The following is a 23,924-nucleotide window of genomic DNA, read 5'->3' on the forward strand; positions in this document are numbered from 1 at the left end:
ATGTCGAGCACCGAGCGGGCAGGAGCGGCGGTCGAGGCCGCTCGCGCGCTGCTCGCCGATGCTCCGTCGTTCCCTCGAGCGTCGAACGGCGAGATCGTCGAGATCCTCGGCTGCGTCGCCGAGCTGAGCCGGGTCACCGACGCGCTGCAGGTGCGGCTCGCGCACGAGGTCGAGGAGCGCTCGCAGGGCCCGACCGACGAGCCGCTGCACCTGCTGCTGGGCGCGCGGCACGCGAAGGAAGCGATCGGCAGGGCCTTCGGCATCCGGCCCGGCCGCACCCTCGAGCTGCTGCTGCTCGCCCGCGCGACCTCCCCCTCGATCGGCCTCACCGGCGCCGAGATCGCCGCGAGGTATCCCGCCGTCGCGGCAGCGCTCGAGAACGCCGAGCTCTCGTTCGCGCAGGCCCACACCATCGTCTCGACGCTCGATCCGGCCGCGGCCCGCGCGAACGGCGAGCAGCTCGCGCTCGCCGAGCAGACGCTCGTGCGGCACGCGACCGACCCCGCGATGCCGCTGCCGCCGGAGCAGCTCACGGTGCTCGCCCGCCGCTGCGTCGCGATCCTCGACCCCGACGGGGTGCTCCCCAACGACGAGAAGCAGCGGGCGCTGCGGTCGCTGCGCACCCGGCAGCAGCCCGACGGGTCGTGGCTGACGATCATCCGCTCCCCCGCCGAGGAGGGCTCGAAGATCAAGGCGTTCACGGATGCGTGGGGCGGCCCGCGCGTGAAGGTCGCCTTCCACGACGACCGCTGCGCGAAGGGCGGCTGCGACGGCACCGACTGCGACGCCGAGGGCTCGCTCGACGACCGCACCCCCGAGCAGAAGGGGCACGACGCGCTCATCGCCGCCGTCACCGCGTACGCCGCCTCCGCCGACGCGCCGCTCGCGGGCGGCGAGCCGCCCGTGCTCACCTTCGTCGGCACCGTCGAGGGCTACAGCGCGCACGTGCAGGGCCTCGCCAGCACCGACTGCACGCTCACGATCGAGCACACCGGCAGCCTCGTCCCCATCCAGGGCATCGACCAGCTGCTCTGCTTCGCCGACACGCACCAGCTCATCGTCGACGAGCACGGGCACCCGCTCTGGCTCGGCCGCGCGAAGCGCCTCTTCACGCGGGCGCAGAAGCGCGCGCTCGCCAAGCGCGACAAGGGCTGCCGCGTGCCCGGCTGCGGCATGCCCGTCGCCTGGTGCGAGACCCACCACATCATCCCCTGGCAGCTCGGCGGCAAGACCGACATCGACAACGGCATCCTCGTCTGCAGCTTTCACCACCACGAGATCCACGCGGGCCGATTGCGGGTCGAGCGAGCAGGACCGCGGCCCGGCCAGTGGCGCATCGTGCCCGAGCTCCAGCCCGCACGCACCCGCACCGCCGTCCTCTCGTTCGCGGGCCTCTCGTTCGCCGGCCTGCAGGCACCGCCCGAGATGCCGCGGAGCCTCGAAGCAACCGCGCCGGCATCGCTCGCGGTGAAGCTGCCCGAGCCCCCCGAGCCCGGCGGCGAGCCGGCGGTCGAGCCATCCGCCCGACCACCTCGGCGCCGTCGACGCCCGAGCATGCTGACCGAGCGCCGCCTCCGCGCGCTGCTCGAGCGGCACGGTCGTGCTCGGGAGCATCGTGCACGCGCCGACCTCTTGCCGAGACCGGGGCTCGTGCTCCGCCGCTGAGCAGCGGTTCAGCCCGCGGCGATGGTCCCGTCGTGCGCCTCGATGTGGCGCAGGAACGCCTCGCGGAACCGCTCCGGCTCCTCGATGTGGGGCGAGTGGCCCGCCGTCTCGAAGGCGACCTCCTCGAACGAGCCGCCCGCCGCGGCGTACTCGTCGAGCACTCGCCGCGTCTGCGCGATCATCGGCTGGGGCGGCGCCGCCTCCTCGCCCGGCCAGCCAGGCACGACGCCGTGCTTGCCGAGCGTGTTGAAGTCGAAGAACGACTCGTCCGAGACGATCGCGTCGTGCGCGCCACGCACCCACAGGATCGCGGGCTTGCGCTCGATGCCCACGATGCCGCTGAGGTCGAGGTGCACCGCCGACATCGTGTTGAGGATGCCGCGCGTGCCGGGCGCGAAGCCCGGCCACGACTCCGACGCGACCCCGTCGCCCGGCTGGTTGTCGAGCCCCGTCTTCGTCGAGAGCATCGACTCGACCCAGAGGTCCTCGTGCTCGTCGGCGAAGCCGGGCGCGACGTAGCTCGAGCGGAAGACGCTCCGCGGGCTCGTCGGCGCCTCATCGGTCGCGTCGCCGGCCTCGAGCCTCGCGACGAAGTCGGGGTTCGCTCCCCCGCCGCCCGTGCCCGCCGCATCCGGCGTGCAGCGCGAGCCGTCGAGCCGCGTGCCGAAGCCGTGCGGCGGCACGGGCGCCATGAGCGTCACCGAGCGGATGAGGTCGGGCCGGTCGAGCATGAGCTGCATGACGACGCCGCCGCCCATCGACCAGCCGAGCAGGTGCGCGTCGGCGATGCCGAGCGCATCCATGACCGACGCGACGTCGTCGGCGAAGTCGCGAAGGCCCCGGGTGGCATCGACCGGCAGCGTCTCGCTGTCGCCGTAGCCGCGCAGGTCGATCGCGATCGACGGCCGCGGCAGGGCGAGCATGAGCGGCTGGAAGAAGAGCGACGACGACACGTTGCCGTGGATGAGCACGACAGGTCGCGCATCCTCGCGCCCCGCGACCTCGCGCCGCGCGACCTCGCGGCGGACGACGGATGCGGTGAGCCGCTCCGTGCGGACGCTCGACTGCTCGATCCCCGCGAGGATCGTCGTCACTCGAGGATCTCCGGCTCGGTCTTCTCGCGCAGCTCCTCGATCGTCACGCCCGGCGCGAGCTCGACGAGCCGCAGCCCCTCGGGCGTCACGTCGAGCACCGCGAGGTCGGTGATGATGCGGTCGACGACGCCCTTGCCCGTGAGGGGCAGCGTGCAAGCGTCGAGGATCTTCGCCGAGCCGTCCTTCGCCGTGTGCTCCATGAGCACGATGACCTTCGCGGCGCCGTGCACGAGGTCCATCGCGCCGCCCGGGCCCTTGACCATCTTGCCGGGGATCATCCAGTTGGCGATGTCGCCCGAGGCCGACACCTGCATCGCGCCGAGGATCGCGGCGTCGATCTTGCCGCCGCGGATCATCGCGAACGACGTCGCCGAGTCGAAGAACGACGTGCCCGGGAGCGTCGTGACGGTCTCCTTGCCGGCGTTGATGAGGTCGGGGTCGACCGCGTCCTCGGTCGGGTACGGGCCGACGCCCAGGATGCCGTTCTCGCTCTGCAGCACGACGGTCACGTCGTCGGGCACGTAGTTCGGCACGAGCGTCGGCAGCCCGATGCCGAGGTTGACGTACATGCCGTCCTCGAGCTCCTTCGCTGCGCGCGCGGCCATCTCGTTGCGGGTCAGTGCCATGGCTGGTCTCCTCTCGCCCGTCAGTCTTCTCGCACCGTGCGGCGCTCGATGCGCTTCTCGATGTCGGTGCCGACCTCGATGATCCGGTGCACGAACACGCCCGGCAGGTGCACCGCATCCGGGTCGATCTCGCCCGGCTCGACGAGCTCCTCCACCTGCGCGATGCAGATGCGCCCCGCCATCGCCGCGGGCGGCGAGAACTGGCGGGCGGCCTTGTTGAAGACGAGGTTGCCGTGCCGGTCGCCGCGCAGCGCGTGCACGAGCGAGAAGTCGGTCGTGATCGCCTCCTCGAGCACGAACTCCGTAGGCGTGCCGTCGACGTCGAACGTCGCGGTGGGCTTGGGGGCGGATGCCTTGGCGACCGTGCCGTCGGCGTTGTACAGCTGCGGGAGGCCACCCTCCTGCACCTGCGTGCCGACGCCCGTGCGCGTGTAGAACGCGGCGATGCCCGAGCCGCCCGCGCGGAGCTTCTCGGCGAGCGTGCCCTGCGGCGTGAGCTCGAGCTCGAGCTGGCCCGTGAGGTAGCGGCGCTCGAACTCCTTGTTCTCGCCGACGTAGGACGAGGTCATCTTGTCGATCTGGCCGCCGCGCAGCAGCAGGCCGAGCCCCCAGTCGTCGACGCCGCAGTTGTTCGAGACCACCTTGAGGTGCTTGACGCCCCGCTCCTCGAGCGCGCGGATGAGCGCCATCGGGTTGCCGGAGAGGCCGAAGCCGCCGACCGCGAGGGTCGCTCCGTCCTGGATGTCGGCGACGGCCTCCGCCGCCGAGCCGTAGGTCTTGTCGATCGCCATCAGCGTGCCCCTTCCGTGCGGGATCCCTGCCCCGCTGCCTGCAGGCGCGCGACGACGGCCGCGACCGCGTCGACGCCCGAGCCCATCAGGATCGTGTAGTGATTGGTGTCCTCGACGTCGTCGACCTCGAGTCCGGGCAGCCGCGACCGCCATGTCGCGAGCCACTCGTCATCGTAGAGGCCCGGCGACTCGTCGAACAGGCCGCGCGGGCTGCGGAGCAGCGCGATCGGCGCCTCGAGCGCCTCGAGCGCCTCGGTGTAGCCGTCGCGGCCGTCGAGCTCGACGAGGTTCGCGACGACCGCGTCGGGGTTCGCCGAGGGGCGCAGGGCGAAGCCCTCCGACTCCTCCCGCTCGTCGGGCACGAGGTCGTAGTCGACGTACTCCTCGATCGCTGGGCTCCAGTAGGGCCCGAAGGCCGGGTGCTGCCGCCAGAAGTCGCGGTACGCGGCGGTGTCGGGGAAGGTCATCCGCAGCCGCTCGATCGCCGGCCCGAGCACGTCCTCGGGGCTCAGGTCCGAGCCCTCGGGCGCTGGGCGCAGCGGCAGGCCGCCGTCGACGAGCACGAGCGACGCGACGAGCTCCGGGTGCGCGCTCGCGAGCCGGGTCGCGACGTAGGCGCCCATCGAGTGGCCGACGACGATCGCGCGCTCGAAGCCGGCCGCGCGCATCGCCGCCGCGACGTCCTCGGCGTGCTGCACGATGCCGAACGGCGCGGGCGGCGCGCGCGAGCCGCCGCGGCCGCGCAGGTCGACCGCGAGCACGGGCGCATCCAGGCGCTCGGCGAGCGGCGAGAACGAGCGGTGGTTCGCCGTGATCCCGTGGATGGCGACGACGGGCGTGCCCGAAGCATCCGCCCGCCACACGGTCGCGGCGAGCTCGCCGCCGTCGACGGCGACGCGCAGCGGCCGCTCCGCCGAGGTGGGTGCATCGGTCGCGGTCGTCACCGGGCGCTCCAGCCGCCATCCATGACGTACGAGGTGCCCGTGACCATGCCCGCGTGCGGGCCGGCGAGCCAGGTCGCGAGCGAGGCGACCTCCTCGGGCTCGACGAGCCGCTTCACGGCGGCCTCGGTGAGCATGACCTGCTCGAGCACGTCGGACTCGGGGATGCCGTGCGTCTTCGCCTGGTCGGCGATCTGCGCCTCGACGAGGGCGGTGCGCACGTAGCCGGGGTTGATGCAGTTCGACGTGACGCCGTGCGGGGCGCCCTCGAGCGCCGTGACCTTCGAGAGCCCCTCGAGGCCGTGCTTCGCGGCGACGTAGGCCGACTTGAAGGCGGATGCGCGCAGGCCGTGCACGCTCGAGAGGTTGAGGATGCGTCCGAAGCCGCGCTCGTACATCCCCGGGAGCGCCGCGCGGAGGAGCAGGAACGGCGCTTCGAGCATGAGGGTGTGGATGCGCCGCCACATCTCCGGCTCGTACTCGTGGATCGGGGCGACGCGCTGGATGCCCGCGTTGTTCACGAGGATGTCGGCCTCGAGCGAGAGCGACTCGAGCGAGGCGACGTCGAGGAGGTCGACCTCCCACGACTCGCCGCCGAGCTCGGTCGCGAGCGACTCGGCGGCGGCGGCGTCGCGGTCGGCGATGACCACGTGCGCGCCCTCCGCGGCGAACGAGCGGGCGATCGCGGCGCCGATGCCCGCGGCGCCGCCCGTGATGACGGCCCTGCGGCCGGAGAGCGTGCTCATGAGTCCTCCTGTGTTGAAGCCGCGGTGGCGGCAGCGGTCATCTGCGACGGGGCGGTGCCGAGCGCGCGCTGCACGAACGCCACCATCTCGTCGAACACATCGTCGGGCACGGGTGTCGCGCCGGTGCCGTACGCGCCGTCGTCCCCCGTCGGCCACAGCACGTAGCGCATCCCGATCATCTCGCCGACGCCCATGAGCGCCCACGCGGCGACCTCGGGGTCGACGTCGCCGATCTCGCCGGCGGCGCGGGCGCGCTCGAGGCCCTCGCGGTAGCCCTCGACGATGCGCTCGTAGTGCGCGCGCATCGCGCCGGGCGAGACGATCTCGGCCTCGCGCACGACGCGGTAGAGCGCGGGGTGCTCGGCGGTGAAGGCGAAGAACTCGCGGAAGCCCTCACGCTCAGCCTCGGCGCGGTTCGAGCCGCGCGCGGCGCCGTCGCTCATCGCCTTCCGCACGCGCCGGTTGAGGTCGTCGACGAGCTGCTCGAAGAGGTCGAGCTTCGACTCGAAGTAGAGGTAGAACGTGCCTTGCGCGACGCTCCCGCGCTCGGTGATGCGCGCGATCGAGGCGGCCTGGTAGCCCTGCTCGGCGAAGACGCCCTCGGCGGCCGCGAGCAGCTTCGCCTTCGTCTGCTCGCCGCGCTTCGTCCGCGGCTGGTTCACGACACCGCTCCCTGCTGCTCGAGCGACGCGGCGAGCGCGCGGCGGAGCGGCTTGCCCGTGCTCGTGCGCGGGATGCCGTCGACGACCACGAACCGCTCGGGGTGCTTGAAGTCGGCGATGCGGCCGTCGAGGTGCCCGCGCAGGTCCTCCTCGGTCGCCACCCCCTCGAGCACGAGCCACGCGACGACCTCCTCGCCCCAGCGCTCGATGTCCTTCATGCGGTCGACGACGCGGATGCGGCCAGCCGGGTCGCGCTCGACGAGGTCGCCCGTGCGCAGCCACGACCCGAACCGCGCCTCGGCGGTCGCCGCAGGGTCGCGGAAGCAGCCCTGGACGACGGCGGGCCCGCGCACGAGCAGCTCGCCCCGGCCGGGCGCCGACTGCACGCGGCCGTCGACGAGCAGCGCGACGTCGACGTGCGGGTAGGGGCGGCCGGCCGCGGCATGCCGCTGGGGGTGAGCATCTTGAGGATGATCCTGAGCTCGTAGGCGCCGGCCGCGAAGAACATCGCGTGACCGAACGAGAGCAGCCCCACGGCCCGAAGATGAGGGGGTAGCGGAGCGAGAGCCTGCTGCGAAGCCCTGCTGGTACGCGGCGCCGTAGGCCGCGAGCGGCCCGGCGATCGACGTGATCATGCCGACGTTGACGGCGACGATCTCCTCCGCGCCCTCGGAGCTCGCGGTGGCGGGCGAGCTGGTCGACGCGGTCGGCTCGCACGCCGTGTGCGCGAGCGCGGCGAAGGCGACGCCCACGCCGGCGAACTTCGTTGTCCTGCGCATGAGTTGCCTCTCGAGCTGTGCGAGCTCCGTCAGGGCGCTGCTCGACTGGCGAGACAGCACTCCCTCGTGCGGCTTCACGGTTCCGAAACTGACAGGTGGTTCAGGTTTCGGGTTCGAGCATGCGAGAGGGGCGCTCGCATGTCAAACGGGTGCCGCTTCCGTGACCGGATCGTGATGCGGCCACGGCCGTCGGTGCGCGCGACAGCGGGCGGCGACCGGCGCTCGCCGGTGCCGCTCGCCGTGTGCCGTCAGCGCGCGCTGATGCTCGCGAAGTAGGGGTCGAGGCGATCGAAGCCCGCGTCGATCCCCTCGGCCATGCCGCTCGCGTAGGCGCCGTCGCGGTGCTCCTTCGACGCATACGTGATCACCGTCCGCATCGTCGTCACGCCGTCAGCCTCTTCGAAGGTGACGACGTTGTGCGTCGGCGGCAGGTCCATCCCGCCCATCGCCGAGCCGCCCATCCGCTCGGTCGAGACGAGCCGGCGCGGCTCGTCGGCCTCGAGCACCTCGCCGGCGATCTCGAGCTCGCCCGCGGCGTCGACCCACACCCAGCGGAACGAGCCGCCGGTGCGCATTTCCATCTCGCACACGGGGAACTCGGTCTCGGGGTCGGGGCCGAGCAGCCACGTGCGCACGATCTCGGGCTCGGTGTAGGCCCGCCAGACCTCGGCGGCCGGGGCGCGGAAGTCGCGCTCGTAGGCGATGGAGGTGTCGTCGGGCATGGTGAATCGGGTCTTCATGGTCGCTCCTGGTCTCTTCCCGACTGGAGGTGCGCCTCGAGACGGTCGAGTCGGGCATCGACCTGGACCTCGAACTGCGAGACGAAGACGGCGGCGCGGATGAGCGGCGCGAGCTCGATGATGCGGTGGATGCGCTGCGCGTCGCGCTCGGCTCGGACAAGGCCGGCCTCCTCGAGCACCTTGCAGTGCTTCGAGACGGCCGGCTGGCTGAGCCCGGCGAGCGCGGTGAGCTCGGTGACGGTCGCGGGCCCCGACCGCAGCCGCAGCAGGATGCGGCGGCGCGTGCGGTCGGAGAGCGCGGCGAAGATGCGGTCGAGCTGCTCGTCGTCGAGCCGCTGCTCTCGCATCTTTATCACCACCCAGTTCTATAACTGCTTGGCAATGTACGACTTCGCGACCGACACGTCAAGGGGCAGATGCGTCACTCGCTCGGCGTCGTCGCGGTGCGTTCGCGCTCCCCCGCGGCTCGCGTCGCCGCGGCGCCCACGAGCCGCTCGAGCGGTCCGCGACTGCGCGTCACGGCGAGGATCGCGCCGATCGCGATCGCGATGCCGAGCTGCGCCGCCCACGCGCCCCAGCCGAGCGAGAGCTCCGGCTCGGCGAGCGCGAGCGTCGAGAGCAGCACGACGTGCACGACGTAGATCGTGAGGGGCGCGGCGCCGGCGGCGCGGAGCGGCTCGAGCACGCGGAGCGCAGCAGGCGGGAGGGATGCCGCGAGCAGGCCGAGGAGCGCGATCGCGACGAGCCCGATGCCGACGGTGCGTGCCATGTCGGCGGGGGTGCCGGTATGGGGCGCGGCGACGAGCTGCCAGGCGGGCTCGGCGCCTTGCGCGGCGCCGTAGCCGTTCATGAGGATCGAGTCGCGCAACGCCTCGACCGGCAGCTCGAGCACCGTCTCGGCGACGAGCCGCACGCCGAGCTCGCTCGCCGCGACGGCCGCCGCGATGAGCGCCGCGCCGACGGCGCCGACGGTGGCGAGCGCCCGCCGCTCGTGGCCGCGCGCTCGAGCCTCGAGCAGCGCGCGGGCGAGCAGCATCCCGACGAGCAGGTACGCGAGCCAGGTCACGACCGGGTAGACGCCCGTGAGCACGACGTCGAGCGCCCCGGCGAGCAGCGCGTCGCCGGGCCCCTCGGGCTCGACGAGCTCCGCGGGCAGGCTCTCGCGGGCGATCGCCGCGAGCGAGCCGCCCGCCGCCCACAGCGCCGCCGCGAGCGCGGCGATCGCCCACGAAGGCAGCGTCAGCAGCAGCCCGGCGAGCGCGATGGAGACGCCGAAGGGCACGAGCACGACGAAGACCGAGGTCGCGAGCGGCGCCACGAGGACGCCGAGCACGGCGACGACCGCGCCGCGCGCGAGGGTCGAGCGGATCGCGCCCCGCCGATCCCCCGCCGCGAGCCGCTGCCGCGCGGCGAGCACGACGCTCACACCGCCGAGCACGGCGAACAGCGTCGACGGCGGCCCGTCGACGAGCGCGACGACGCTCGGCGCCGGCTCTTCCCAGAGGACGGTGTGCGCCGCCATCATCCCCGCGACGGCCGCGAGCCGCGCGAGGTCGATGCCCACGAGTCGCGTGCCGGCCACGGCACCATCGTGCCGCAGACGCCCCGCTGCGCCCACTGCATCCGCCCTGTTCGAGCGTGCCGGCGCGCCGATCGCTTCGGCGACTCGACCCGCTCCCGCCGACCCGACCGCTTCCAGCAGCGACTCGACCCGTCCTCGCCCACTCGACCCGCTGCAACGGCTCCACTCGGCGGGAGCAGGTCGAGTCGTCAGGCCTCGGCCCTCCGCGCGCGGCGCCCGCAGGTGCTCAGGCGATCAGGCGCGCAGGCGCGCAGGCGCTCAGGCGATCAGGCCTTCGACTCGAGCCACTTGTCGCTGCGGTGCTCGGCGATGACGCGGCGCGCGGTGCCGGTCTTCGAGCGCAGCACGAGCGACTCCGTGCGGATGAGCGGCCCCTTGCGGCGCACGCCGTCGAGCAGCTGCCCGTCGGTGACGCCCGTCGCGACGAAGTAGGTGTTGTCGCTCGCGACGAGGTCGTCGAGCCCCAGCACGCGGTCGAGGTCGTGCCCCGCGGCGACGACCTTGCGGTGCTCCTCGTCGCTCTGCGGCGCGAGGCGGCCCTCCATGAAGCCGCCGAGCGCCTTGATCGCGCACGCGGTGATGACGCCCTCGGGCGTTCCGCCGGCGCCGACGCACAGGTCGATGCGCGACTCCCAGCGCGCGGCGTTGATGCCGCCGGCGACGTCGCCGTCGCGCATGAGGCGCGTGCCGGCGCCCGCCGAGCGGATCTCGTCGATGAGCTGCGCGTGCCGCGGCCGGTCGAGGATCGCGACGACCATCTCGCCGACCTCCTTGCCGGTCGCGCGAGCGAGCTCGCGCAGGTTGTCGCCGATCGACTGCTCGAGCGAGACGACGCCGTGCGCCTCGGGGCCCGCGACGATCTTGTCCATGTAGAAGGCGTCGACCGGGTCGTACATCGTGCCGCGATCGGCGACCGCGATGACGCTCAGCGCGTTCTGCCGGCCGGCCGCGGTGAGCGACGTGCCGTCGATGGGGTCGACGGCGATGTCGCACGAGGGGCCGCGGCCGTTGCCGACGTGCTCGCCGTTGAAGAGCATCGGCGCCTCGTCCTTCTCGCCCTCGCCGATCACGACGACCCCGTCGAACGCGACGGTCGCGAGGAACGTGCGCATGGCGTTGACCGCCGCGCCGTCGGCGGCGTTCTTGTCGCCGCGCCCGATCCACGGCACCGCCCGGATCGCCGCCGCCTCGGTGGCCCGCACGAGCTCCATCGCGAGGTTGCGGTCGGGGTGCTCGAACACCGGTGCCGTCATCGAATCGGAGCTGGTCGCCACGGTGTCCTCCATCGGTTGGCCTTGCCCTTGAGCCTAGTGATGCGGATGCGTGGGCCCGGCCATGCGGGCGCGTCCCGCGCTCGCGTCACGCCTCGGCGGCGTCGCTCAGCTCGGCGATGGTCGCGGCGAGCGCGCCGAGGATGACGGCCGACGAGGTCGCGCCGGGGTCGGGGTAGCCGATGTCGGGATTGGATGCGTCGAAGCGCGCCTCGAGCGCGGCCGTCTGGAGCGCGGCCTCCTCGGCGATGCCCGCCGCGCGCGCGGCCGCGACCGTCACCGTCTCGCCGCGCACGAGGTGGTCGCGCGCGTCGTCGAGTGCGGGCACGAGCGTGTCGACGACCGACTTGTCGCCGACGTTCGCGTCGGTCATGCCGTGGAGCGCCGCGAGCGCCGCGTCGATCATCGCGACCGGCCCCTGCCGCTCGACGGAGGCCGCGGCGCCGAGCACGGTGCCCCACAGCGGGTTGGAGAAGCCCGCGCCGCCGCGCCACGCCTCGGCGGCGGCCGAGAGCGCTGCGCCCGCGGGCGCGTCGGCGGCCGCGTCGCGGGCGGCGGTCGCGCCCGAGAGCATGTGCTGGCCGTGGTTGCCGTCGCTCGCGACGGCGTCGAGCCCGTCGAGGTCGTCGCTCGCCTCCGCGAGCGCCGCGACGATGCGGTCGAGCGCCGCGCGGACGATGTCGTCGTGCTGCATGCTGACCCTCCTCGAGCTCCGGGGCTCGCCCCCGGCGGATGCCTGAAGCCTAGACTGAGACCGATCCCGCGACGCCGCGCCTGGCGGCTCGCGCCACAGACGAGTCAGGAGCCGCACGATGCCCGTCGCAACGCCCGAGCAGTACGCCGAGATGCTCGACAAGGCGAAGTCGAACGCCTTCGCCTACCCCGCCATCAACGTCTCATCCTCCTCCACGATCAACGCCGTGCTGCAGGGGCTCGCCGAGGCCGGCTCCGACGGCATCATCCAGGTCACGACGGGCGGCGCCGACTACTTCGCCGGCCAGAGCGTCAAGAACCGCGCGGGCGGGGCGATCGCGTTCGCCCGCTTCGTCACCGAGGTCGCGAAGGCCTACCCCATCACCGTCGCGCTCCACACCGACCACTGCCCGAAGGACGCGCTCGACGGCTTCGTCATGCCGCTGCTCGACGCGAGCGAGGAGGAGGTGCGCGCGGGCCGCGCGCCGCTCTTCCAGTCGCACATGTGGGACGGCTCGGCGGTGCCGCTCGAGGAGAACCTCGAGATCGCGAAGCAGATCCTCCCCCGCACGCACGCGCTCGGGCAGGTGCTCGAGGTCGAGATCGGCGTCGTCGGCGGCGAGGAGGACGGCGTGAGCCACGAGATCAACGACCAGCTCTACACGACGCTCGACGACGCGATCGCGACGGTCGAGGCGCTCGGCCTCGGCGAGCACGGCCGCTACATGGCGGCGCTCACGTTCGGCAACGTGCACGGCGTCTACAAGCCGGGCAACGTCAAGCTGCGCCCCGAGCTGCTGGGTGAGATCCAGGCCGGCATCGCCGAGAAGTACGGGACGGATGCGAAGCCGCTCGACCTCGTCTTCCACGGCGGCTCGGGCTCGAGCGACGAGGAGATCGCCGAGGCGGTGCGGAACGGCGTCGTGAAGATGAACATCGACACCGACACGCAGTACGCCTACACGCGCCAGGTCGCGCACAGCATGTTCTCGAACTACGACGGCGTGCTCAAGGTCGACGGCGACGTCGGCAACAAGAAGGTCTACGACCCCCGCTCGTGGGGCAAGGCCGCCGAGTCGGCGATGGCGCAGCGCGTCGTCGAGGCGACGCAGCAGCTCGGCTCGGCCGGCTGGTCGAGCAAGTAGCCAGACGCGCGAAGGGCCCCGCCCCGGCGGGGCCCTTCGTCATGTCTCTGGAGAGCTCAGTGCTTCGTGCCGAACTGCAGCCGGTTGCGGAGCTGGATCTCGGCATTGGCCTGCGCCGCGGGGTCGCCGTCGTGGGCGCCCGGCAGCGCGTCGTCGCCGTACGTCTGCACGCCCGAGCCGGTCAGGCCCTGCCAGAACCGCTTGAGCCGCGCCATGAAGCCCCGTCGCTCCGCCACGGTGCTACTCCCAGTCTCCCGCATCGATGATGCTGTCGGTGCCCTCGGGCATCGTGGTGTCGTCGACGCCGTTGTCATCGGAGTCGACGCCGGCCTGCGTGCCGCCGTGCTCGTCGGGGATGTCGGCGGGGTCGTCGCCCTCCCACTCCTCGTCGCGCGACTCGGCGCCCTCGGGGGCGTCGTCGTCGCCGATCTCGTCGAGCTCGTCGGTGGCCAGCACGCGGTCGTCGTCCGCCGGGTCGCCCATCGACTCGTCGAAGTCCTCGCCCTCAGCCATCTGCTCGGCCCACTGGTCGTCCTGCTGCACGTCTGCCATGCGGCGAGCGTATCCACGCAGGCTGGATGACGCCAGGAAGTCGGTCAGCCCCGACGACTCGGCCGCAGCTCCTTGGGCAGCGAGAAGATGAGGTCCTCCTCGGCGGTGCGCACCTCGGTGATGTCCTCGAAGCCCGCGTCCTCGAGCTCCATGAGCACCTCGCGCACGAGGCCCTCGGGCACGCTCGCACCGCTCGTGACGCCGATCGTGCGCACGCCCTCGAGCCACTCCTGCTCGATCTCGGTCGAGAGGTCGACGCGGTGCGCCGCCTTCGCGCCGTGCTCGAGCGCGACCTCCACGAGCCGCACCGAGTTGGAGGAGTTGGCGCTGCCGACGACGATCACGAGATCGGTCTCGGGCGCGATCTTCTTCACCGCGACCTGGCGGTTCTGCGTCGCGTAGCAGATGTCGTCGCTCGGCGGGTCCTGCAGGTTGGGGAAGCGCGCGCGCAGCCGCCGCACCGTCTCCATCGTCTCGTCGACCGAGAGCGTCGTCTGGCTGAGCCACACGAGCTTGTCGGGGTTCTGCACCTGCACGGTGTCGGCCTCGTCGGGGTTGTTGACGATCGTCACCCGATCGGGCGCGTGACCCGCGGTGCCCTCGACCTCCTCGTGGCCCTCGTGGCCGACGAGCAGGATCTCGAAGTCGTCGCGCGCGAAGCGCACGGCCTCGCGGTGCACCTTCGTCACGAGCGGGCACGTCGCGTCGATCGCGGAGAGCCCGCGGTCCTCGGCGGCCTGCACGACGGCCGGGCTCACCCCGTGCGCGCTGAAGATGACGCGCGCGCCCTCGGGCACCGCATCCACCTCGTCGACGAAGATCGCGCCCTCCGCCTCGAGCGACGAGACGACGTGCTTGTTGTGCACGATCTCCTTGCGCACGTAGATGGGCTCGTCGTACTGCTCGAGCGCCTTCTCGACCGCGAGCACCGCGCGGTCGACGCCGGCGCAGTAGCCGCGCGGCGTGGCGAGCAGGATGCGCTTGGGCGCGTCGGTCGGGACGGCCTGCAGGCGACCCCGACGGAGCACCGGACGCGGGGCGTCGAGGGGCACTCTGCCGTTCGTGATCGTCACCGGGCCAGTCTACGATGCCGACCTATGGGCTGCCCCGGCCCCCGGGCTCGACGTGGGCGGCCGCGAGGGGAGCGCGATGGCCGAGCGGATCACGGGCACGCCGGACGAGCCGTGGAGCGTCGACCGGCTCGGCGCGGAGCTGAAGTCGTACATCGGCAGGCTCGGCCACCTGTGGGTCGAGGGCGAGATCACGCAGTGGTCGGCCTCGCGCGGCAACGTCTTCGGCAAGCTCAAGGACGTCTCGGGCGACTCGACCGTCGCCTTCAACGTCTGGAGCTCGACGCTCGCGCGCATCGAGGGCGACTTCGGCCAGGGCGACCGCGTCGTGCTGCTCGTCAAGCCCGACTACTGGCCGCGCGCCGGCACGCTCTCGATGATCACGCAGCAGATCCGCCACGTCGGGCTCGGCGACCTGCTCGCGCGGCTCGAGGCGCTGCGCCGCTCGCTCGCCGCCGAGGGGCTCTTCGACGCCTCGCGGAAGCGGCCGCTGCCGTTCCTGCCGGGGCGCATCGGCCTCATCACGGGCCGCGACTCCGACGCCGAGAAGGACGTGCTGCGGAACGCGCAGCTGCGCTGGCCGGGTGTCGAGTTCCGCGTCGAGCACGCCGCGGTGCAGGGCGATGCGACGGTGCCGACCGTGCTCGCGGCGCTCGAGCGGCTCGAGGCCGACCCCGAGGTCGACGTCATCATCATCGCCCGCGGCGGCGGCGACTTCCAGAACCTGCTCGGCTTCAGCGACGAGCGGCTCGTGCGCGCGGTCGCGGCGGCGACGACGCCGGTCGTCTCGGCGATCGGCCACGAGGCCGATCGGCCGATGCTCGACGACGTGGCCGACCTGCGGGCCTCGACGCCGACGGATGCGGCGAAGCGGGTCGTGCCGGACGTCGCGGAGGAGCTCGCCCGCATCGCGCAAGCGCGGGCGCAGCTGCGGCAGCGCGTCACCCAGCACGTCGCTCGCGAGGCGGAGCGGCTCGAGGCCGTCCGCTCGCGCCCGGCGCTCGCGCGCCCGGAGTCGATCGTCGACGCGCGCGAGGAGGACCTCGCGCGGCTCACGGCCCGCTCGGACGAGCTCGTCGCGCGGCTCGTCGACGTCGCCCGCCAGCGCCTCGACCACTTGCGGCAGACGCTCCGGGCGCTCAGCCCGCAGGCGACGCTCGATCGCGGCTACGCGGTCGTGCAGACGCGGGCGGGCTCGGTCGCCCGCGACGCGGCAGCGCTCGCGGCCGGCGACGGCCTGCTCGTGACGCTCGCTCGCGGCACCGTCGACGCCGAGGTGCTCGCCGCCCACGCCGAGGCGTAGGCGGTGGTGCTGGCCGCCCGCGCCGAGGCGTGAGCGGCCGCCGCCTCACGCGAGGCGGTATCGCTTCCGCACGAAGTGCGGGCCGACGAGCGAGAGCACCGCGATCGCCGTGCAGTAGGTGCTCGGGGTGTTGAGGTTGCCGGTGACCTCGAGCAGCCGGGTGAGCACGAGCGGCGCGATGCCGCCGAGCACCGTGACGCCGACGTCGTAGGTGACCGAGAGGCCCGAGCCGCGCACCTCCGCGGGCTCGGCGAGGCGCGCGGTCGCCATCGCAGGCGCCTTCGCGAGCAGGAGGCCGAGGAACGACTTCATGTCGGCGCTGCCGCGCGCGTAGAGCCGGCCGTCGCGCTCCTCGGGCTCGAACGGCGCGCTCGACCACGCCTGGCCGTCGACCGGCACCACGACGGTGTGGGCCGAGAGCGTCCTGGCGGCCGGCGACGGGGAGGAGTCGATCCTCCCTCCCGTCCCCGATCGCACCTGCATGAGCGCTCGGCGTCGGCGGCCCGGCGGTAGACTGGCACCGTGACCATCCCCGCGAGCGACGCCGTCGCAGAGCTGACCTACGAGCAGGTGCGCGACGAGCTCGTGCGCGTCGTGCAGGCGCTCGAGTCGGGCGGGGCGTCCCTCGAGGAGTCGCTCGCGCTCTGGGAGCGCGGCAACGCGCTCGCCGACCGCTGCGAGCAGTGGCTCCAAGGGGCGAAGGCGCGGCTCGACGCCGCGCGCGCGGCAGGGTCGCCGGCCGCCGAGGGGGCCGCCGAGGCATGAGCCCCAAGCAGCCCAGGATCGTCGCGGAGCTCGGCCGCCCGGAGACGCCTGAGGAGACGGCCTCGCGCAAGGCAGCCGCGTCGAGGCGGCACCGCGAGAACCAGACCTTCTCGAACCTCCTCGTCGCGATCGCCGCGTGCCTCGGCGTCGTGCTCGTCATGGTGCTCGTCGTGCTGCGGCCATCGCCGCCGCCCCGCGAGCCCGTCGACGTCGCCGCCGCTGCCGCCTCGGCCGAGGCGAGCGTCGGTGCGCCGCTCATCGCGCCGGTGCTGCCGGAGGGCTTCGATTCGAACGCGGCCGAGATCCGCGTCGGCGCCGACGGCGTCACGACCTGGTACGCCGGCTACGTGACCCCCGCCGAGCAGTTCGTCTCGTTCACGCAGGCGCTCGACGGCAATCCGACGTGGCTGCTCACCGCGAGCGACGGCGCCCCGCAGACGGGCGAGCGCACGGTCGGCGGCCTCACGTGGACCGAGCACGACCAGCGCGACGCCGACGACCCGGGGAACTTCGCATTCGTGCTCACGACCGAGCACGACGCATCCACCGTCGTCATCGCCGGCACCGCCGCCGACGACGAGATCCAGGCGTTCGCCGAGGCCGTGAGCGCTTCGCTCACAGCCGGCGAGTGACGCGAGAATCGAGCCCGGCAGGGCGAACCCGAGTGAGAGGCACAGCGCAGTGAACGACGTCGAGTACCGGATCGAGCACGACACGATGGGCGAGGTGCGGGTGCCGAAGCACGCGCTCTACGCCGCGCAGACGCAGCGCGCGGTCGAGAACTTCCCCATCTCGGGCTCAGGGCTGGAGCCGGCCCAGATCGTCGCGCTCGCGCGCATCAAGCGCGCCGCCGCGATCGCGAACCGCGACCTCGGGATCCTCGAGGCCTCGATCGCCGATGCGATCGTCGCGGCGGCCGACGAGGTCATCGGCGGCGCGCACCACGACCAGTTCCCGGTCGACACCTACCAGACGGGCTCCGGCACCTCCTCGAACATGAACATGAACGAGGTGCTCGCGAGCCTCGCGTCGAAGCACCGCGGCGAGAGCGTGCACCCGAACGACCACGTCAACGCGTCGCAGTCGTCGAACGACGTCTTCCCCACCTCGGTGCACATCGCCGTCACCGGCGCGCTCGTCGAGCAGGCGATCCCCGCGCTCGAGCACCTCGCCGAGGCGCTCGAGGAGAAGGCTGCGCTGTGGGCCGACGCCGTCAAGCCCGGCCGCACGCACCTCATGGACGCGACGCCGGTCACGCTCGGCCAGGAGTTCGGCGGCTACGCCGCGCAGATCCGCTACGGCATCGAGCGCATCGAGGCGGCGCTCCCCCGTGTCGCCGAGGTGCCGCAGGGCGGCACGGCCGTCGGCACCGGCATCAACACGCCGCTCGGCTTCCCCGAGAAGGTCATCGCCGAGATCGCCGCCTCGAGCGGGCTGCCGATCACCGAGGCGCGCAACCACTTCGAGGCGCAGGCGAACCGCGACGGCCTCGTCGAGGCATCCGGCGCCCTCCGCACGATCGCGGTCTCGCTCACGAAGATCAACAACGACCTGCGCTGGATGGGCTCTGGCCCGAACACGGGTCTCGGCGAGCTCGCGATCCCCGACCTGCAGCCGGGCTCGTCGATCATGCCGGGCAAGGTCAACCCGGTCGTGCCGGAGGCCGTGCTCATGGTCGCCTCGCGCGTCATCGGCAACGACGCGACGATCGCGTGGGCGGGCGCCTCTGGCTCGTTCGAGCTCAACGTGCAGATCCCGGTGATGGGCACGGCGCTGCTCGAGTCGATCCGGCTGCTCTCGAACGCCTCGCGAGTGCTCGCCGACAAGACGATCGCTGGCCTCGAGGCGAACGTCGAGCGCGCCGCCGCGCTCGCGGGCATGAGCCCGTCGATCGTCACGCCGCTCAACCGCCTCATCGGCTACGAGGCCGCGGCGAAGATCGCGAAGCACTCGGTCAAGGAGGGCATCACGGTGCGCGAGGCCGTCATCGACCTCGGCTACGTCGAGCGCGGCGAGCTCACCGAGGCCGACCTCGACAAGGCGCTCGACCTGCTCTCGATGACGCACCCGGGCGTCGCGAAGTAGCCCACCCGGTCACCGAACTTCCCCGAACCGCGCGATTCGAGCCTCGAGACCCGCGGTTCGGGGAAGTTCGCCGTTGCGGGCATGGGAGGGGGTCGGCACGCCGCGGCCATAGGGTGGCGGGATGCGCTATCCCGAGGTGAGCAGAGACGGCACGGTCGAGACGATCCACGGGGAGGCGATCGCCGACCCGTACCGCTGGCTCGAGGACGGCGACTCCGCCGAGACGCGCGCGTTCATCGAGGCGCAGAACGCGTTCGCCGAGCCGATCCTCGCGGCGCTTCCCGCGCGCGAGGCGTTCCGCGAGCGCGTTGCGGCGCTGCTCACGGCGCCGACCCGCGGCTGCCCGTGGGAGCGCGGCGGCCGCGTCTTCGCGTGGCACGGCGGCGAGCAGAACCAGCCCGTGCTCGTCGTCGCCGACTCGGTCGACGGGCTCGAGGGCGCCGGTGCCGACGGGCCCCGCGTGCTGCTCGACCCCAACGAGCTCTCGGCCGACGGCACCGTCGCCGTCAACGTCGCGAGCGTCTCGCCCGACGGTGCGCTGCTCGCCTACGGCGTCTCCGACGGCGGCTCCGACTGGTGCACGATCCGCGTGCGCGACGTCGCGACGGGCGACGACCTCGCCGACGAGATCCCGTGGACGAAGTGGAACCCGCCCGTGTGGCTGCCCGGCGGCCGCGCCTTCAGCTACTGGGCCTACGACGCCCCGACGGGCGACGCGCTCACCGACGAGATGGGCGCGGGCCGGCTCATGCGGCACGAGATCGGCGCCGACCCCTCGACCGACGTCGTGCTCTTCTCCCGGCCGGAGGAGCCGCGGCTCTTCGCCCGTCACTGGCCGCGCGACGACGAGTGGTTCGTGCTCTCGACCGACACCGGCTCGTCGAGCGGCAACGACCTCGCGGTGCGCCGCCACAGCGAGGACGCGCTCCGGCAGCTCGTCGAGGGCCACGAGCACGAGTGGAGCGCGATCGGCATCCACGGCGGCCGCCTCTTCGCCGTGACCGACGAGTCGGCGCCGCGCTACCGGCTCGCCGCCTTCGACCTCGCGACCGGCGAGCAGTCGACGATCGTGCCCGAGCACCTGGAGGACGTGCTCCTCGACGCGAGCCTCACCGAGCGCGGCCTCGTGCTCGAGTACTCGCACGACGCGAGCCACCGCATGCAGCTCGCGAGCCTCGACGGCGAGCTCGGCGACGCCGTGCCGCTCGGCGACGGCGTCTCGATCACCGGCTCCGAGTCGTCGAGCGGCAGCGGCACCGTCTTCGCCTCCACCTCGAGCTTCGTCGACCGCGGCACGCGGCACGTCATCCGCGCCGACGGCGCCCGGCTCGTCGAGCACCGCGCGCTCCCCGCGCCCGGGCCGGCCGCGCCGCGCGCGGTGACCCGCCGCATCCGCACGACCTCGAGCGACGGGCAGCAGGTGCCGGCCTTCCTCGTCCGCCCTGCGGACGATGCGGGCGACGCGCCCCGCCCGACGCTCATCTGGGGCTACGGCGGCTTCAACATCCCGATGAACCCGGCCTTCCGCGCGGTGCTCGCGGCGTGGGTCGACGCAGGCGGCGTGCTCGTCGTGCCCAACCTGCGCGGCGGCGGCGAGTTCGGCTCCGAGTGGCACAAGGGCGGCACGAAGGAGCGCAAGCAGCAGGTCTTCGACGACCTCTTCGCGATCGCCGAGCACCTCATCGCCTCGGGCGTCACGACGCGCGAGCAGCTCGCGCTGCACGGCCGCTCGAACGGCGGCCTGCTCGCGGGCGCCGCGCTCACGCAGCGGCCCGAGCTCTGGTCGGCCGTGCTGCCGGGCGTCGGGGTGCTCGACATGCTGCGCTACCACCGCTTCACGATCGGCTGGGCGTGGGCGAGCGACTACGGCGACCCCGACGAGGCCGAGGCGCACGCGCATCTCCGCGCCTACTCGCCGCTCCACAACGTGGCGGAGGGCGTCGCCTACCCGCCGACGCTCATCACGACCGGCGACCACGACGACCGCGTCGTACCCGCGCACTCGTTCAAGTTCGCGGCCGAGCTGCAGCGCGCGCAGGCGGCGACCGGGGCGGATGCGCCCGTGCTGCTCTCGGTCGACACGCGCGCCGGGCACGGCATGGGGAAGCCCAAGGACGCCGCCGCGCTCGAGTTCGCCGACCAGCTCGCATTCGCGGCGCACCACACGGGGCTCGAGCTCGCCGCGGTCGGCGCCGAGGCCGCTGCATGACGGATGCGTCGGGCGCGGCTTGGGAGGACGAGGTCGCGGCGCTGTGGGACGACGCGTCGCTCGACGACGACGCGCGGATCGCGCCCATGGCGGCGCTCGCCGAGCGCGCGCCGGTGGCCGCGGTCGGGCTCTTCGAGCTCGCCGGCGCGCACGACGCCGCGGGGCTGGAAGCGGAGGCCGACGTGCTCTACCGCGCCGCCGCCGACGCCGGGCTCGCCGACGCCGACCCGGCGCGCGCCGCGCAGCTCGTCATCCAGCACGCGTCGACGCTGCGGAACCTCGGTCACATCGACGAGGCGATCGCGATGCTCGAGGCAGCGCCGCCGCATCCCTCGACCGGCGCGGCGCGCGACGCGTTCCTCGCGCTCGCGCTCCACGGCGTCGGCCGGCACGACGAGGCGCTCCGGGTCGCGCTCGAGGCGCTCGCGCCGACGCTGCCGCTCTACCGCCGGTCGGTGCTCGCCTACGCGGCCGACCTCACGCATCCGCTTGCCTGACGCGCCCCGCCGCCCGCTGCTGACGCAGGGCTGCTCTCAGCGCCGCATGATGCGGCGCGCGAGCCAGTTGCCGAGCACCTGGATGAGCTGCACGACCACGACGATCACGAGCAGCGCCGACCACGTCACGAGCGGGTCGAACTGGCGGTAGCCGTAGGTGATCGCGTAGTTGCCGAGCCCGTCGCCGCCGACGAGGCCCGCGACCGCCGACATGTCGACGATCGCGATGACCGCGAAGGTGTAGCCGAGCACGAGCGGCCCGAGCGCCTCGGGGAGGATGACGGTGCGGATGATGCGCCAGGGGCTCGCGCCGGTCGAGCGCGCCGCCTCGATGACGCCCGTCGGGATCGACACGAGGTTCTGCTCGACGATGCGCGCGATCCCGAAGGTCGCCGCGACCGCGATCGCGAAGATCGCGTACTCGGTGCCGATGCCCTTGCCGACGACGAGGCGCCCGATCGGCTGCATCGCCGCGAGGAAGATGATGAAGGGGATGGGTCGGAACGTGTTCACGAGCACGTTCAGCACCCACCAGACGACGGGCTGCTGCAGGATGCCGCCGCGCCGGGTGACGTAGAGGCCCGTGCCGATCACGAGCCCGCCGAGACCGCCGAAGATGAGCGAGACCGCCACGATCCACAGCATGATCCCGGTCTGCTCGAGCAGCGTGGGGAGGATGCTCGCGAGCTCGTTCATCGCTGCTCCTCCACCCGCACGCCGCCGCCGACCTGCTGCAGCGCCCACGCGACGGCGTCCGCGTCGCCGCGCACGGCGATCGTCAGCAGCCCGTAGACGCGGCCCTGGATGTCGTCGACGCCGCCGTGCACGAGGTTGAAGTCGACGCCGGCCTTCGCGAGCGCCGAGAACACGCGCGCCTCGGAGGCGCCCTCGTCGGTGAAGGAGATGGTGAAGAGGCGGCCCTCGTGCTTCGCGCGCAGCTGCTCGAGCTCGTCGCCGGCCGGCAGCGCGCGCACGACGGTCTGCACGAAGCGCTTCGCGACGCTCGTCGCGGGGCGGGTGAAGACGTCGTAGGTCGCGCCGACCTCGACGACCCTGCCCTCCTCCATGACCGCGACCCGGTCGGCGATGCGCGTGATCACCTCCATCTCGTGCGTGATCACGACGATCGTCACGCCGAGCTCGCGGTTGACGCGCGCGAGCAGGTCGAGCACCTCGACGGTCGTCTCGGGGTCGAGCGCGCTCGTCGCTTCGTCGGCGAGCAGCACTTGCGGATTCGTCGCGAGGGCGCGCGCGATGCCGACGCGCTGCTGCTGCCCGCCCGAGAGCTGCTCGGGATAGGCGTCGGCGCGGCCGGCGAGCCCGACGAACTCGAGCAGCTCCGCGACCCGCCGCCGCCGCTCGGCGCGCGCGACGCCGATGACCTCGAGCGGGTAGCCGACGTTTCCGGCGACGGTGCGGGAGGTGAGCAGGTTGAAGCGCTGGAAGATCATGCCGATGCCGGTCTGCTGCTCGCGCAGCCGCCGGCCGCGCAGCTCGGAGATCGGCACGTCGCCGATCGTGATCCGGCCGCTCGAGACGGGCTCGAGCTGGTTGATGAGCCGCACGAGCGTCGACTTGCCGGCACCCGAGTAGCCGATGATGCCGAAGATCTCGCCCTGCTCGATGCGCAGCGAGACGTCATCGACCGCGACGATCTCGTCGCCGCCGCGCTTCGCGGGCGGGAACCGCTTCGAGACCCGGTCGATCACGATGTGCTCGGCCATGCCGCTTCCTCTCGCTCGTGGCGCAGGAGCGGGGCGGGAGCCGAGTCGGCCCCCACCCCGCGCCGTCGGCTATCGCTGCTCGATCTCCGCCTGCACGGCCTCGAGCGCGGCCTGCAGGTCGGCCTTCGGCGTGACGGTGAAGATGCCCGAGCCGCCCGAGGCCTCGAGCGCACCCGCCTGCACGTCCTCGTTCGTCTGGTAGATCTCGACCAGGCGGTTCAGCACCTCGTCGTCGACGTTCTCGGCCGTCGTGGCGAAGATGTTGATGTAGGGCGCGGCCGCGGGGTCGTTCGGGTCGTCCTGCGCGATCGCGTCCTCGGGCGCGAGGCCCGCGTCGGTGATGAAGTCGTTGTTGATGATCGCCGCGGCGACGTCGGGCAGCGACGTCGCCGTGAGCGCCGCATCGACGGCGCGCACGGTCACGCGCGACTCCTCCTGGATGACCTCGGCGACGGTCGAGTAGGGGCTCCCGCCGCCCTCGAGCGCGACGAGCCCCGCCGACTGCAGCACGAGCAGCCCGCGCGCCTGGTTCGTGTCGTCGTTCGGCACGATGACCTCGGCGCCGTCGGGGATCTCGTCGGGCGACGCGTACTTGTCGGAGTACAGCCCGATCGGGTAGATCGCGGTCGAGCCGATCGGCTGCAGGTCGTCGCCCGCCTGCACGTTGTAGTTCGCGAGGTAGATGATGTGCTGGAACTGGTTGATGTCGAGCTCGCCCTCGCTCACGGCGGGGTTCGGCTGGTTGTAGTCGGTGAAGTCGACGAGGTCGAGCTCGATGCCCTCGGCCTCGACGGCCTCCTCGTAGGCGGCCCAGTAGGGCTCGGAAGCGCCGACGACGCCGAGCTGCACGGGGTTGTCGGCCGAGCCGAGGGCTGCGGCGGCGTCGCCGGCACCGGCGCTCGCGCTGCAGCCGACGAGGGCGGCGGCGAGGCCGATCGAGCCTGCGATGGCGAACGGGCGGATGCGTCGGGTGGACATGGGCGG

General features: G+C 72.9%; 27 protein-coding genes. 8 read left to right on the forward strand and 19 right to left on the reverse strand.

What is annotated here, in order from left to right; all coding sequences use genetic code 11:
• Positions 1-1,665: a DUF222 domain-containing protein gene (locus ACP7BI_RS05835; protein WP_425844342.1), complete on the forward strand. Its 1,665-nt coding sequence runs from the start codon at positions 1-3 to the stop codon at positions 1,663-1,665.
• Positions 1,666-1,673: 8 nt separating this feature from the next.
• On the opposite strand, the gene ACP7BI_RS05840 is transcribed toward ACP7BI_RS05835, so the two are convergent.
• The 12 genes from ACP7BI_RS05840 to ACP7BI_RS05895 all read right to left on the reverse strand — a co-directional run bounded on the left by ACP7BI_RS05840 (position 1,674) and on the right by ACP7BI_RS05895 (position 11,591).
• A complete protein-coding gene (locus ACP7BI_RS05840) occupies positions 1,674-2,759 on the reverse strand; it encodes an alpha/beta fold hydrolase (RefSeq protein ID WP_425844343.1) in 1,086 nt (361 codons plus the stop codon).
• Positions 2,756-3,385, reverse strand: coding sequence for a CoA transferase subunit B (locus tag ACP7BI_RS05845; RefSeq protein ID WP_425844344.1), 630 nt, complete (start codon positions 3,383-3,385; stop codon positions 2,756-2,758). Before ACP7BI_RS05845 ends, ACP7BI_RS05840 begins: the two co-directional genes overlap by 4 nt.
• A 20-nt stretch (positions 3,386-3,405) precedes the next feature.
• The gene (locus ACP7BI_RS05850; RefSeq protein WP_425844345.1) at positions 3,406-4,176 is read right to left on the reverse strand and encodes a CoA transferase subunit A; all 771 of its coding nucleotides are present in this window, start codon (positions 4,174-4,176) and stop codon (positions 3,406-3,408) included.
• On the reverse strand, positions 4,176-5,120 hold the full coding sequence (locus tag ACP7BI_RS05855; RefSeq protein ID WP_425844347.1) for an alpha/beta hydrolase: 945 nt from the start codon (positions 5,118-5,120) through the stop codon (positions 4,176-4,178). Before ACP7BI_RS05855 ends, ACP7BI_RS05850 begins: the two co-directional genes overlap by 1 nt.
• A complete protein-coding gene (locus ACP7BI_RS05860) occupies positions 5,117-5,863 on the reverse strand; it encodes a 3-hydroxybutyrate dehydrogenase (RefSeq protein ID WP_425844348.1) in 747 nt (248 codons plus the stop codon). Before ACP7BI_RS05860 ends, ACP7BI_RS05855 begins: the two co-directional genes overlap by 4 nt.
• Positions 5,860-6,525 (reverse strand): TetR/AcrR family transcriptional regulator, encoded by a 666-nt coding sequence (locus ACP7BI_RS05865; protein ID WP_425844349.1) that lies wholly within the window; start codon positions 6,523-6,525, stop codon positions 5,860-5,862. Before ACP7BI_RS05865 ends, ACP7BI_RS05860 begins: the two co-directional genes overlap by 4 nt.
• Positions 6,522-7,304, reverse strand: a complete 783-nt coding sequence (locus ACP7BI_RS05870; protein WP_425844350.1) for an AMP-binding enzyme — start codon at positions 7,302-7,304, stop codon at positions 6,522-6,524. Before ACP7BI_RS05870 ends, ACP7BI_RS05865 begins: the two co-directional genes overlap by 4 nt.
• A gap of 248 nt (positions 7,305-7,552) precedes the next feature.
• Complete coding sequence (locus ACP7BI_RS05875) at positions 7,553-8,044, reverse strand: SRPBCC domain-containing protein (protein ID WP_425844351.1); 492 nt, start codon at positions 8,042-8,044, stop codon at positions 7,553-7,555.
• The gene (locus ACP7BI_RS05880) at positions 8,041-8,391 is read right to left on the reverse strand and encodes an ArsR/SmtB family transcription factor (RefSeq protein WP_425844582.1); all 351 of its coding nucleotides are present in this window, start codon (positions 8,389-8,391) and stop codon (positions 8,041-8,043) included. The genes ACP7BI_RS05875 and ACP7BI_RS05880 overlap by 4 nt, the downstream gene beginning before the upstream one ends.
• A gap of 74 nt (positions 8,392-8,465) precedes the next feature.
• A complete protein-coding gene (locus tag ACP7BI_RS05885) occupies positions 8,466-9,626 on the reverse strand; it encodes a heparan-alpha-glucosaminide N-acetyltransferase domain-containing protein (RefSeq protein WP_425844352.1) in 1,161 nt (386 codons plus the stop codon).
• Between the two features lie 266 nt (positions 9,627-9,892).
• Positions 9,893-10,879: a class II fructose-bisphosphatase gene (glpX, locus tag ACP7BI_RS05890; RefSeq protein ID WP_425844584.1), complete on the reverse strand. Its 987-nt coding sequence runs from the start codon at positions 10,877-10,879 to the stop codon at positions 9,893-9,895.
• Between the two features lie 106 nt (positions 10,880-10,985).
• Positions 10,986-11,591, reverse strand: coding sequence for a DAK2 domain-containing protein (locus ACP7BI_RS05895; RefSeq protein WP_425844353.1), 606 nt, complete (start codon positions 11,589-11,591; stop codon positions 10,986-10,988).
• 118 nt (positions 11,592-11,709) lie between these two features.
• On the opposite strand from ACP7BI_RS05895, the gene fbaA reads away from it, so the two are divergent.
• Positions 11,710-12,735, forward strand: coding sequence for a class II fructose-bisphosphate aldolase (gene fbaA / locus ACP7BI_RS05900; RefSeq protein ID WP_425844354.1), 1,026 nt, complete (start codon positions 11,710-11,712; stop codon positions 12,733-12,735).
• Between the two features lie 56 nt (positions 12,736-12,791).
• Here the strand turns inward: fbaA and ACP7BI_RS05905 are convergent, their stop codons facing one another.
• From ACP7BI_RS05905 to ACP7BI_RS05915, 3 genes are read right to left on the reverse strand one after another with little or no spacing between them, the layout of a single operon-like run.
• Positions 12,792-12,971: a hypothetical protein gene (locus ACP7BI_RS05905; RefSeq protein WP_211449995.1), complete on the reverse strand. Its 180-nt coding sequence runs from the start codon at positions 12,969-12,971 to the stop codon at positions 12,792-12,794.
• A gap of 4 nt (positions 12,972-12,975) precedes the next feature.
• Positions 12,976-13,287, reverse strand: coding sequence for a hypothetical protein (locus tag ACP7BI_RS05910; RefSeq protein WP_211449997.1), 312 nt, complete (start codon positions 13,285-13,287; stop codon positions 12,976-12,978).
• A gap of 44 nt (positions 13,288-13,331) precedes the next feature.
• Positions 13,332-14,354, reverse strand: a complete 1,023-nt coding sequence (locus ACP7BI_RS05915) for a 4-hydroxy-3-methylbut-2-enyl diphosphate reductase (RefSeq protein ID WP_425844586.1) — start codon at positions 14,352-14,354, stop codon at positions 13,332-13,334.
• 82 nt (positions 14,355-14,436) lie between these two features.
• Here ACP7BI_RS05915 and xseA point away from each other — a divergent pair, with 82 nt between their 5' ends.
• Positions 14,437-15,660: an exodeoxyribonuclease VII large subunit gene (xseA, locus tag ACP7BI_RS05920; RefSeq protein ID WP_425844356.1), complete on the forward strand. Its 1,224-nt coding sequence runs from the start codon at positions 14,437-14,439 to the stop codon at positions 15,658-15,660.
• Positions 15,661-15,705: 45 nt separating this feature from the next.
• Here xseA and ACP7BI_RS05925 read toward each other — a convergent pair whose 3' ends face one another.
• The gene (locus tag ACP7BI_RS05925) at positions 15,706-16,143 is read right to left on the reverse strand and encodes a M20/M25/M40 family metallo-hydrolase (protein ID WP_425844357.1); all 438 of its coding nucleotides are present in this window, start codon (positions 16,141-16,143) and stop codon (positions 15,706-15,708) included.
• A gap of 39 nt (positions 16,144-16,182) precedes the next feature.
• Here ACP7BI_RS05925 and ACP7BI_RS05930 point away from each other — a divergent pair, with 39 nt between their 5' ends.
• The 5 genes from ACP7BI_RS05930 (at position 16,183) to ACP7BI_RS05950 (ending at position 21,216) form a co-directional block, all read left to right on the forward strand.
• Positions 16,183-16,425 (forward strand): exodeoxyribonuclease VII small subunit, encoded by a 243-nt coding sequence (locus tag ACP7BI_RS05930; RefSeq protein ID WP_425844358.1) that lies wholly within the window; start codon positions 16,183-16,185, stop codon positions 16,423-16,425.
• The gene (locus ACP7BI_RS05935) at positions 16,422-17,057 is read left to right on the forward strand and encodes a DUF4245 family protein (RefSeq protein WP_425844359.1); all 636 of its coding nucleotides are present in this window, start codon (positions 16,422-16,424) and stop codon (positions 17,055-17,057) included. Before ACP7BI_RS05930 ends, ACP7BI_RS05935 begins: the two co-directional genes overlap by 4 nt.
• A gap of 49 nt (positions 17,058-17,106) precedes the next feature.
• Positions 17,107-18,510 carry a class II fumarate hydratase gene (locus ACP7BI_RS05940; protein ID WP_425844360.1) on the forward strand — a complete coding sequence of 468 codons (1,404 nt, stop codon included), beginning with the start codon at positions 17,107-17,109 and terminating at the stop codon, positions 18,508-18,510.
• Positions 18,511-18,631: 121 nt separating this feature from the next.
• Positions 18,632-20,719 (forward strand): prolyl oligopeptidase family serine peptidase, encoded by a 2,088-nt coding sequence (locus ACP7BI_RS05945; protein WP_425844362.1) that lies wholly within the window; start codon positions 18,632-18,634, stop codon positions 20,717-20,719.
• Positions 20,716-21,216 (forward strand): tetratricopeptide repeat protein, encoded by a 501-nt coding sequence (locus tag ACP7BI_RS05950; RefSeq protein ID WP_425844363.1) that lies wholly within the window; start codon positions 20,716-20,718, stop codon positions 21,214-21,216. Before ACP7BI_RS05945 ends, ACP7BI_RS05950 begins: the two co-directional genes overlap by 4 nt.
• A gap of 36 nt (positions 21,217-21,252) precedes the next feature.
• Here ACP7BI_RS05950 and ACP7BI_RS05955 read toward each other — a convergent pair whose 3' ends face one another.
• The 3 genes from ACP7BI_RS05955 to ACP7BI_RS05965 form a co-directional block, all read right to left on the reverse strand.
• Entirely contained in the window at positions 21,253-21,912 is a 660-nt protein-coding gene (locus tag ACP7BI_RS05955; RefSeq protein ID WP_425844364.1) for a methionine ABC transporter permease, read from the reverse strand.
• A complete protein-coding gene (locus ACP7BI_RS05960; protein ID WP_425844365.1) occupies positions 21,909-22,940 on the reverse strand; it encodes a methionine ABC transporter ATP-binding protein in 1,032 nt (343 codons plus the stop codon). Before ACP7BI_RS05960 ends, ACP7BI_RS05955 begins: the two co-directional genes overlap by 4 nt.
• Positions 22,941-23,009: 69 nt before the next feature.
• Positions 23,010-23,918: a MetQ/NlpA family ABC transporter substrate-binding protein gene (locus tag ACP7BI_RS05965; RefSeq protein ID WP_425844366.1), complete on the reverse strand. Its 909-nt coding sequence runs from the start codon at positions 23,916-23,918 to the stop codon at positions 23,010-23,012.
• Positions 23,919-23,924: the final 6 nt, after the last annotated feature.

Source organism: Agrococcus sp. TSP3-2-1 (genome assembly GCF_049897585.1).
Lineage (GTDB): Bacteria > Actinomycetota > Actinomycetes > Actinomycetales > Microbacteriaceae > Agrococcus.

Bases quoted from the DNA above. Each gene is read 5' to 3' on its own strand.
- ACP7BI_RS05850 (WP_425844345.1), bottom strand. From the start codon at position 4,176: ATGGCGATCGACAAGACCTACGGCTCGGCGGCGGAGGCCGTCGCCGAC.
- ACP7BI_RS05960 (WP_425844365.1), bottom strand. From the start codon at position 22,940: ATGGCCGAGCACATCGTGATCGACCGGGTCTCGAAGCGGTTCCCGCCC.
- ACP7BI_RS05895 (WP_425844353.1), bottom strand. From the start codon at position 11,591: ATGCAGCACGACGACATCGTCCGCGCGGCGCTCGACCGCATCGTCGCG.
- fbaA (WP_425844354.1), top strand. From the start codon at position 11,710: ATGCCCGTCGCAACGCCCGAGCAGTACGCCGAGATGCTCGACAAGGCG.
- ACP7BI_RS05835 (WP_425844342.1), top strand. From the start codon at position 1: ATGTCGAGCACCGAGCGGGCAGGAGCGGCGGTCGAGGCCGCTCGCGCG.
- ACP7BI_RS05950 (WP_425844363.1), top strand. From the start codon at position 20,716: ATGACGGATGCGTCGGGCGCGGCTTGGGAGGACGAGGTCGCGGCGCTG.
- ACP7BI_RS05935 (WP_425844359.1), top strand. From the start codon at position 16,422: ATGAGCCCCAAGCAGCCCAGGATCGTCGCGGAGCTCGGCCGCCCGGAG.
- ACP7BI_RS05875 (WP_425844351.1), bottom strand. From the start codon at position 8,044: ATGAAGACCCGATTCACCATGCCCGACGACACCTCCATCGCCTACGAG.
- ACP7BI_RS05945 (WP_425844362.1), top strand. From the start codon at position 18,632: ATGCGCTATCCCGAGGTGAGCAGAGACGGCACGGTCGAGACGATCCAC.
- ACP7BI_RS05845 (WP_425844344.1), bottom strand. From the start codon at position 3,385: ATGGCACTGACCCGCAACGAGATGGCCGCGCGCGCAGCGAAGGAGCTC.
- glpX (WP_425844584.1), bottom strand. From the start codon at position 10,879: ATGACGGCACCGGTGTTCGAGCACCCCGACCGCAACCTCGCGATGGAG.
- ACP7BI_RS05880 (WP_425844582.1), bottom strand. From the start codon at position 8,391: ATGCGAGAGCAGCGGCTCGACGACGAGCAGCTCGACCGCATCTTCGCC.
- ACP7BI_RS05955 (WP_425844364.1), bottom strand. From the start codon at position 21,912: ATGAACGAGCTCGCGAGCATCCTCCCCACGCTGCTCGAGCAGACCGGG.
- ACP7BI_RS05910 (WP_211449997.1), bottom strand. From the start codon at position 13,287: ATGGCAGACGTGCAGCAGGACGACCAGTGGGCCGAGCAGATGGCTGAG.
- ACP7BI_RS05870 (WP_425844350.1), bottom strand. From the start codon at position 7,304: ATGCGCAGGACAACGAAGTTCGCCGGCGTGGGCGTCGCCTTCGCCGCG.
- ACP7BI_RS05860 (WP_425844348.1), bottom strand. From the start codon at position 5,863: ATGAGCACGCTCTCCGGCCGCAGGGCCGTCATCACGGGCGGCGCCGCG.
- ACP7BI_RS05965 (WP_425844366.1), bottom strand. From the start codon at position 23,918: ATGTCCACCCGACGCATCCGCCCGTTCGCCATCGCAGGCTCGATCGGC.
- xseA (WP_425844356.1), top strand. From the start codon at position 14,437: ATGGCCGAGCGGATCACGGGCACGCCGGACGAGCCGTGGAGCGTCGAC.
- ACP7BI_RS05925 (WP_425844357.1), bottom strand. From the start codon at position 16,143: ATGCAGGTGCGATCGGGGACGGGAGGGAGGATCGACTCCTCCCCGTCG.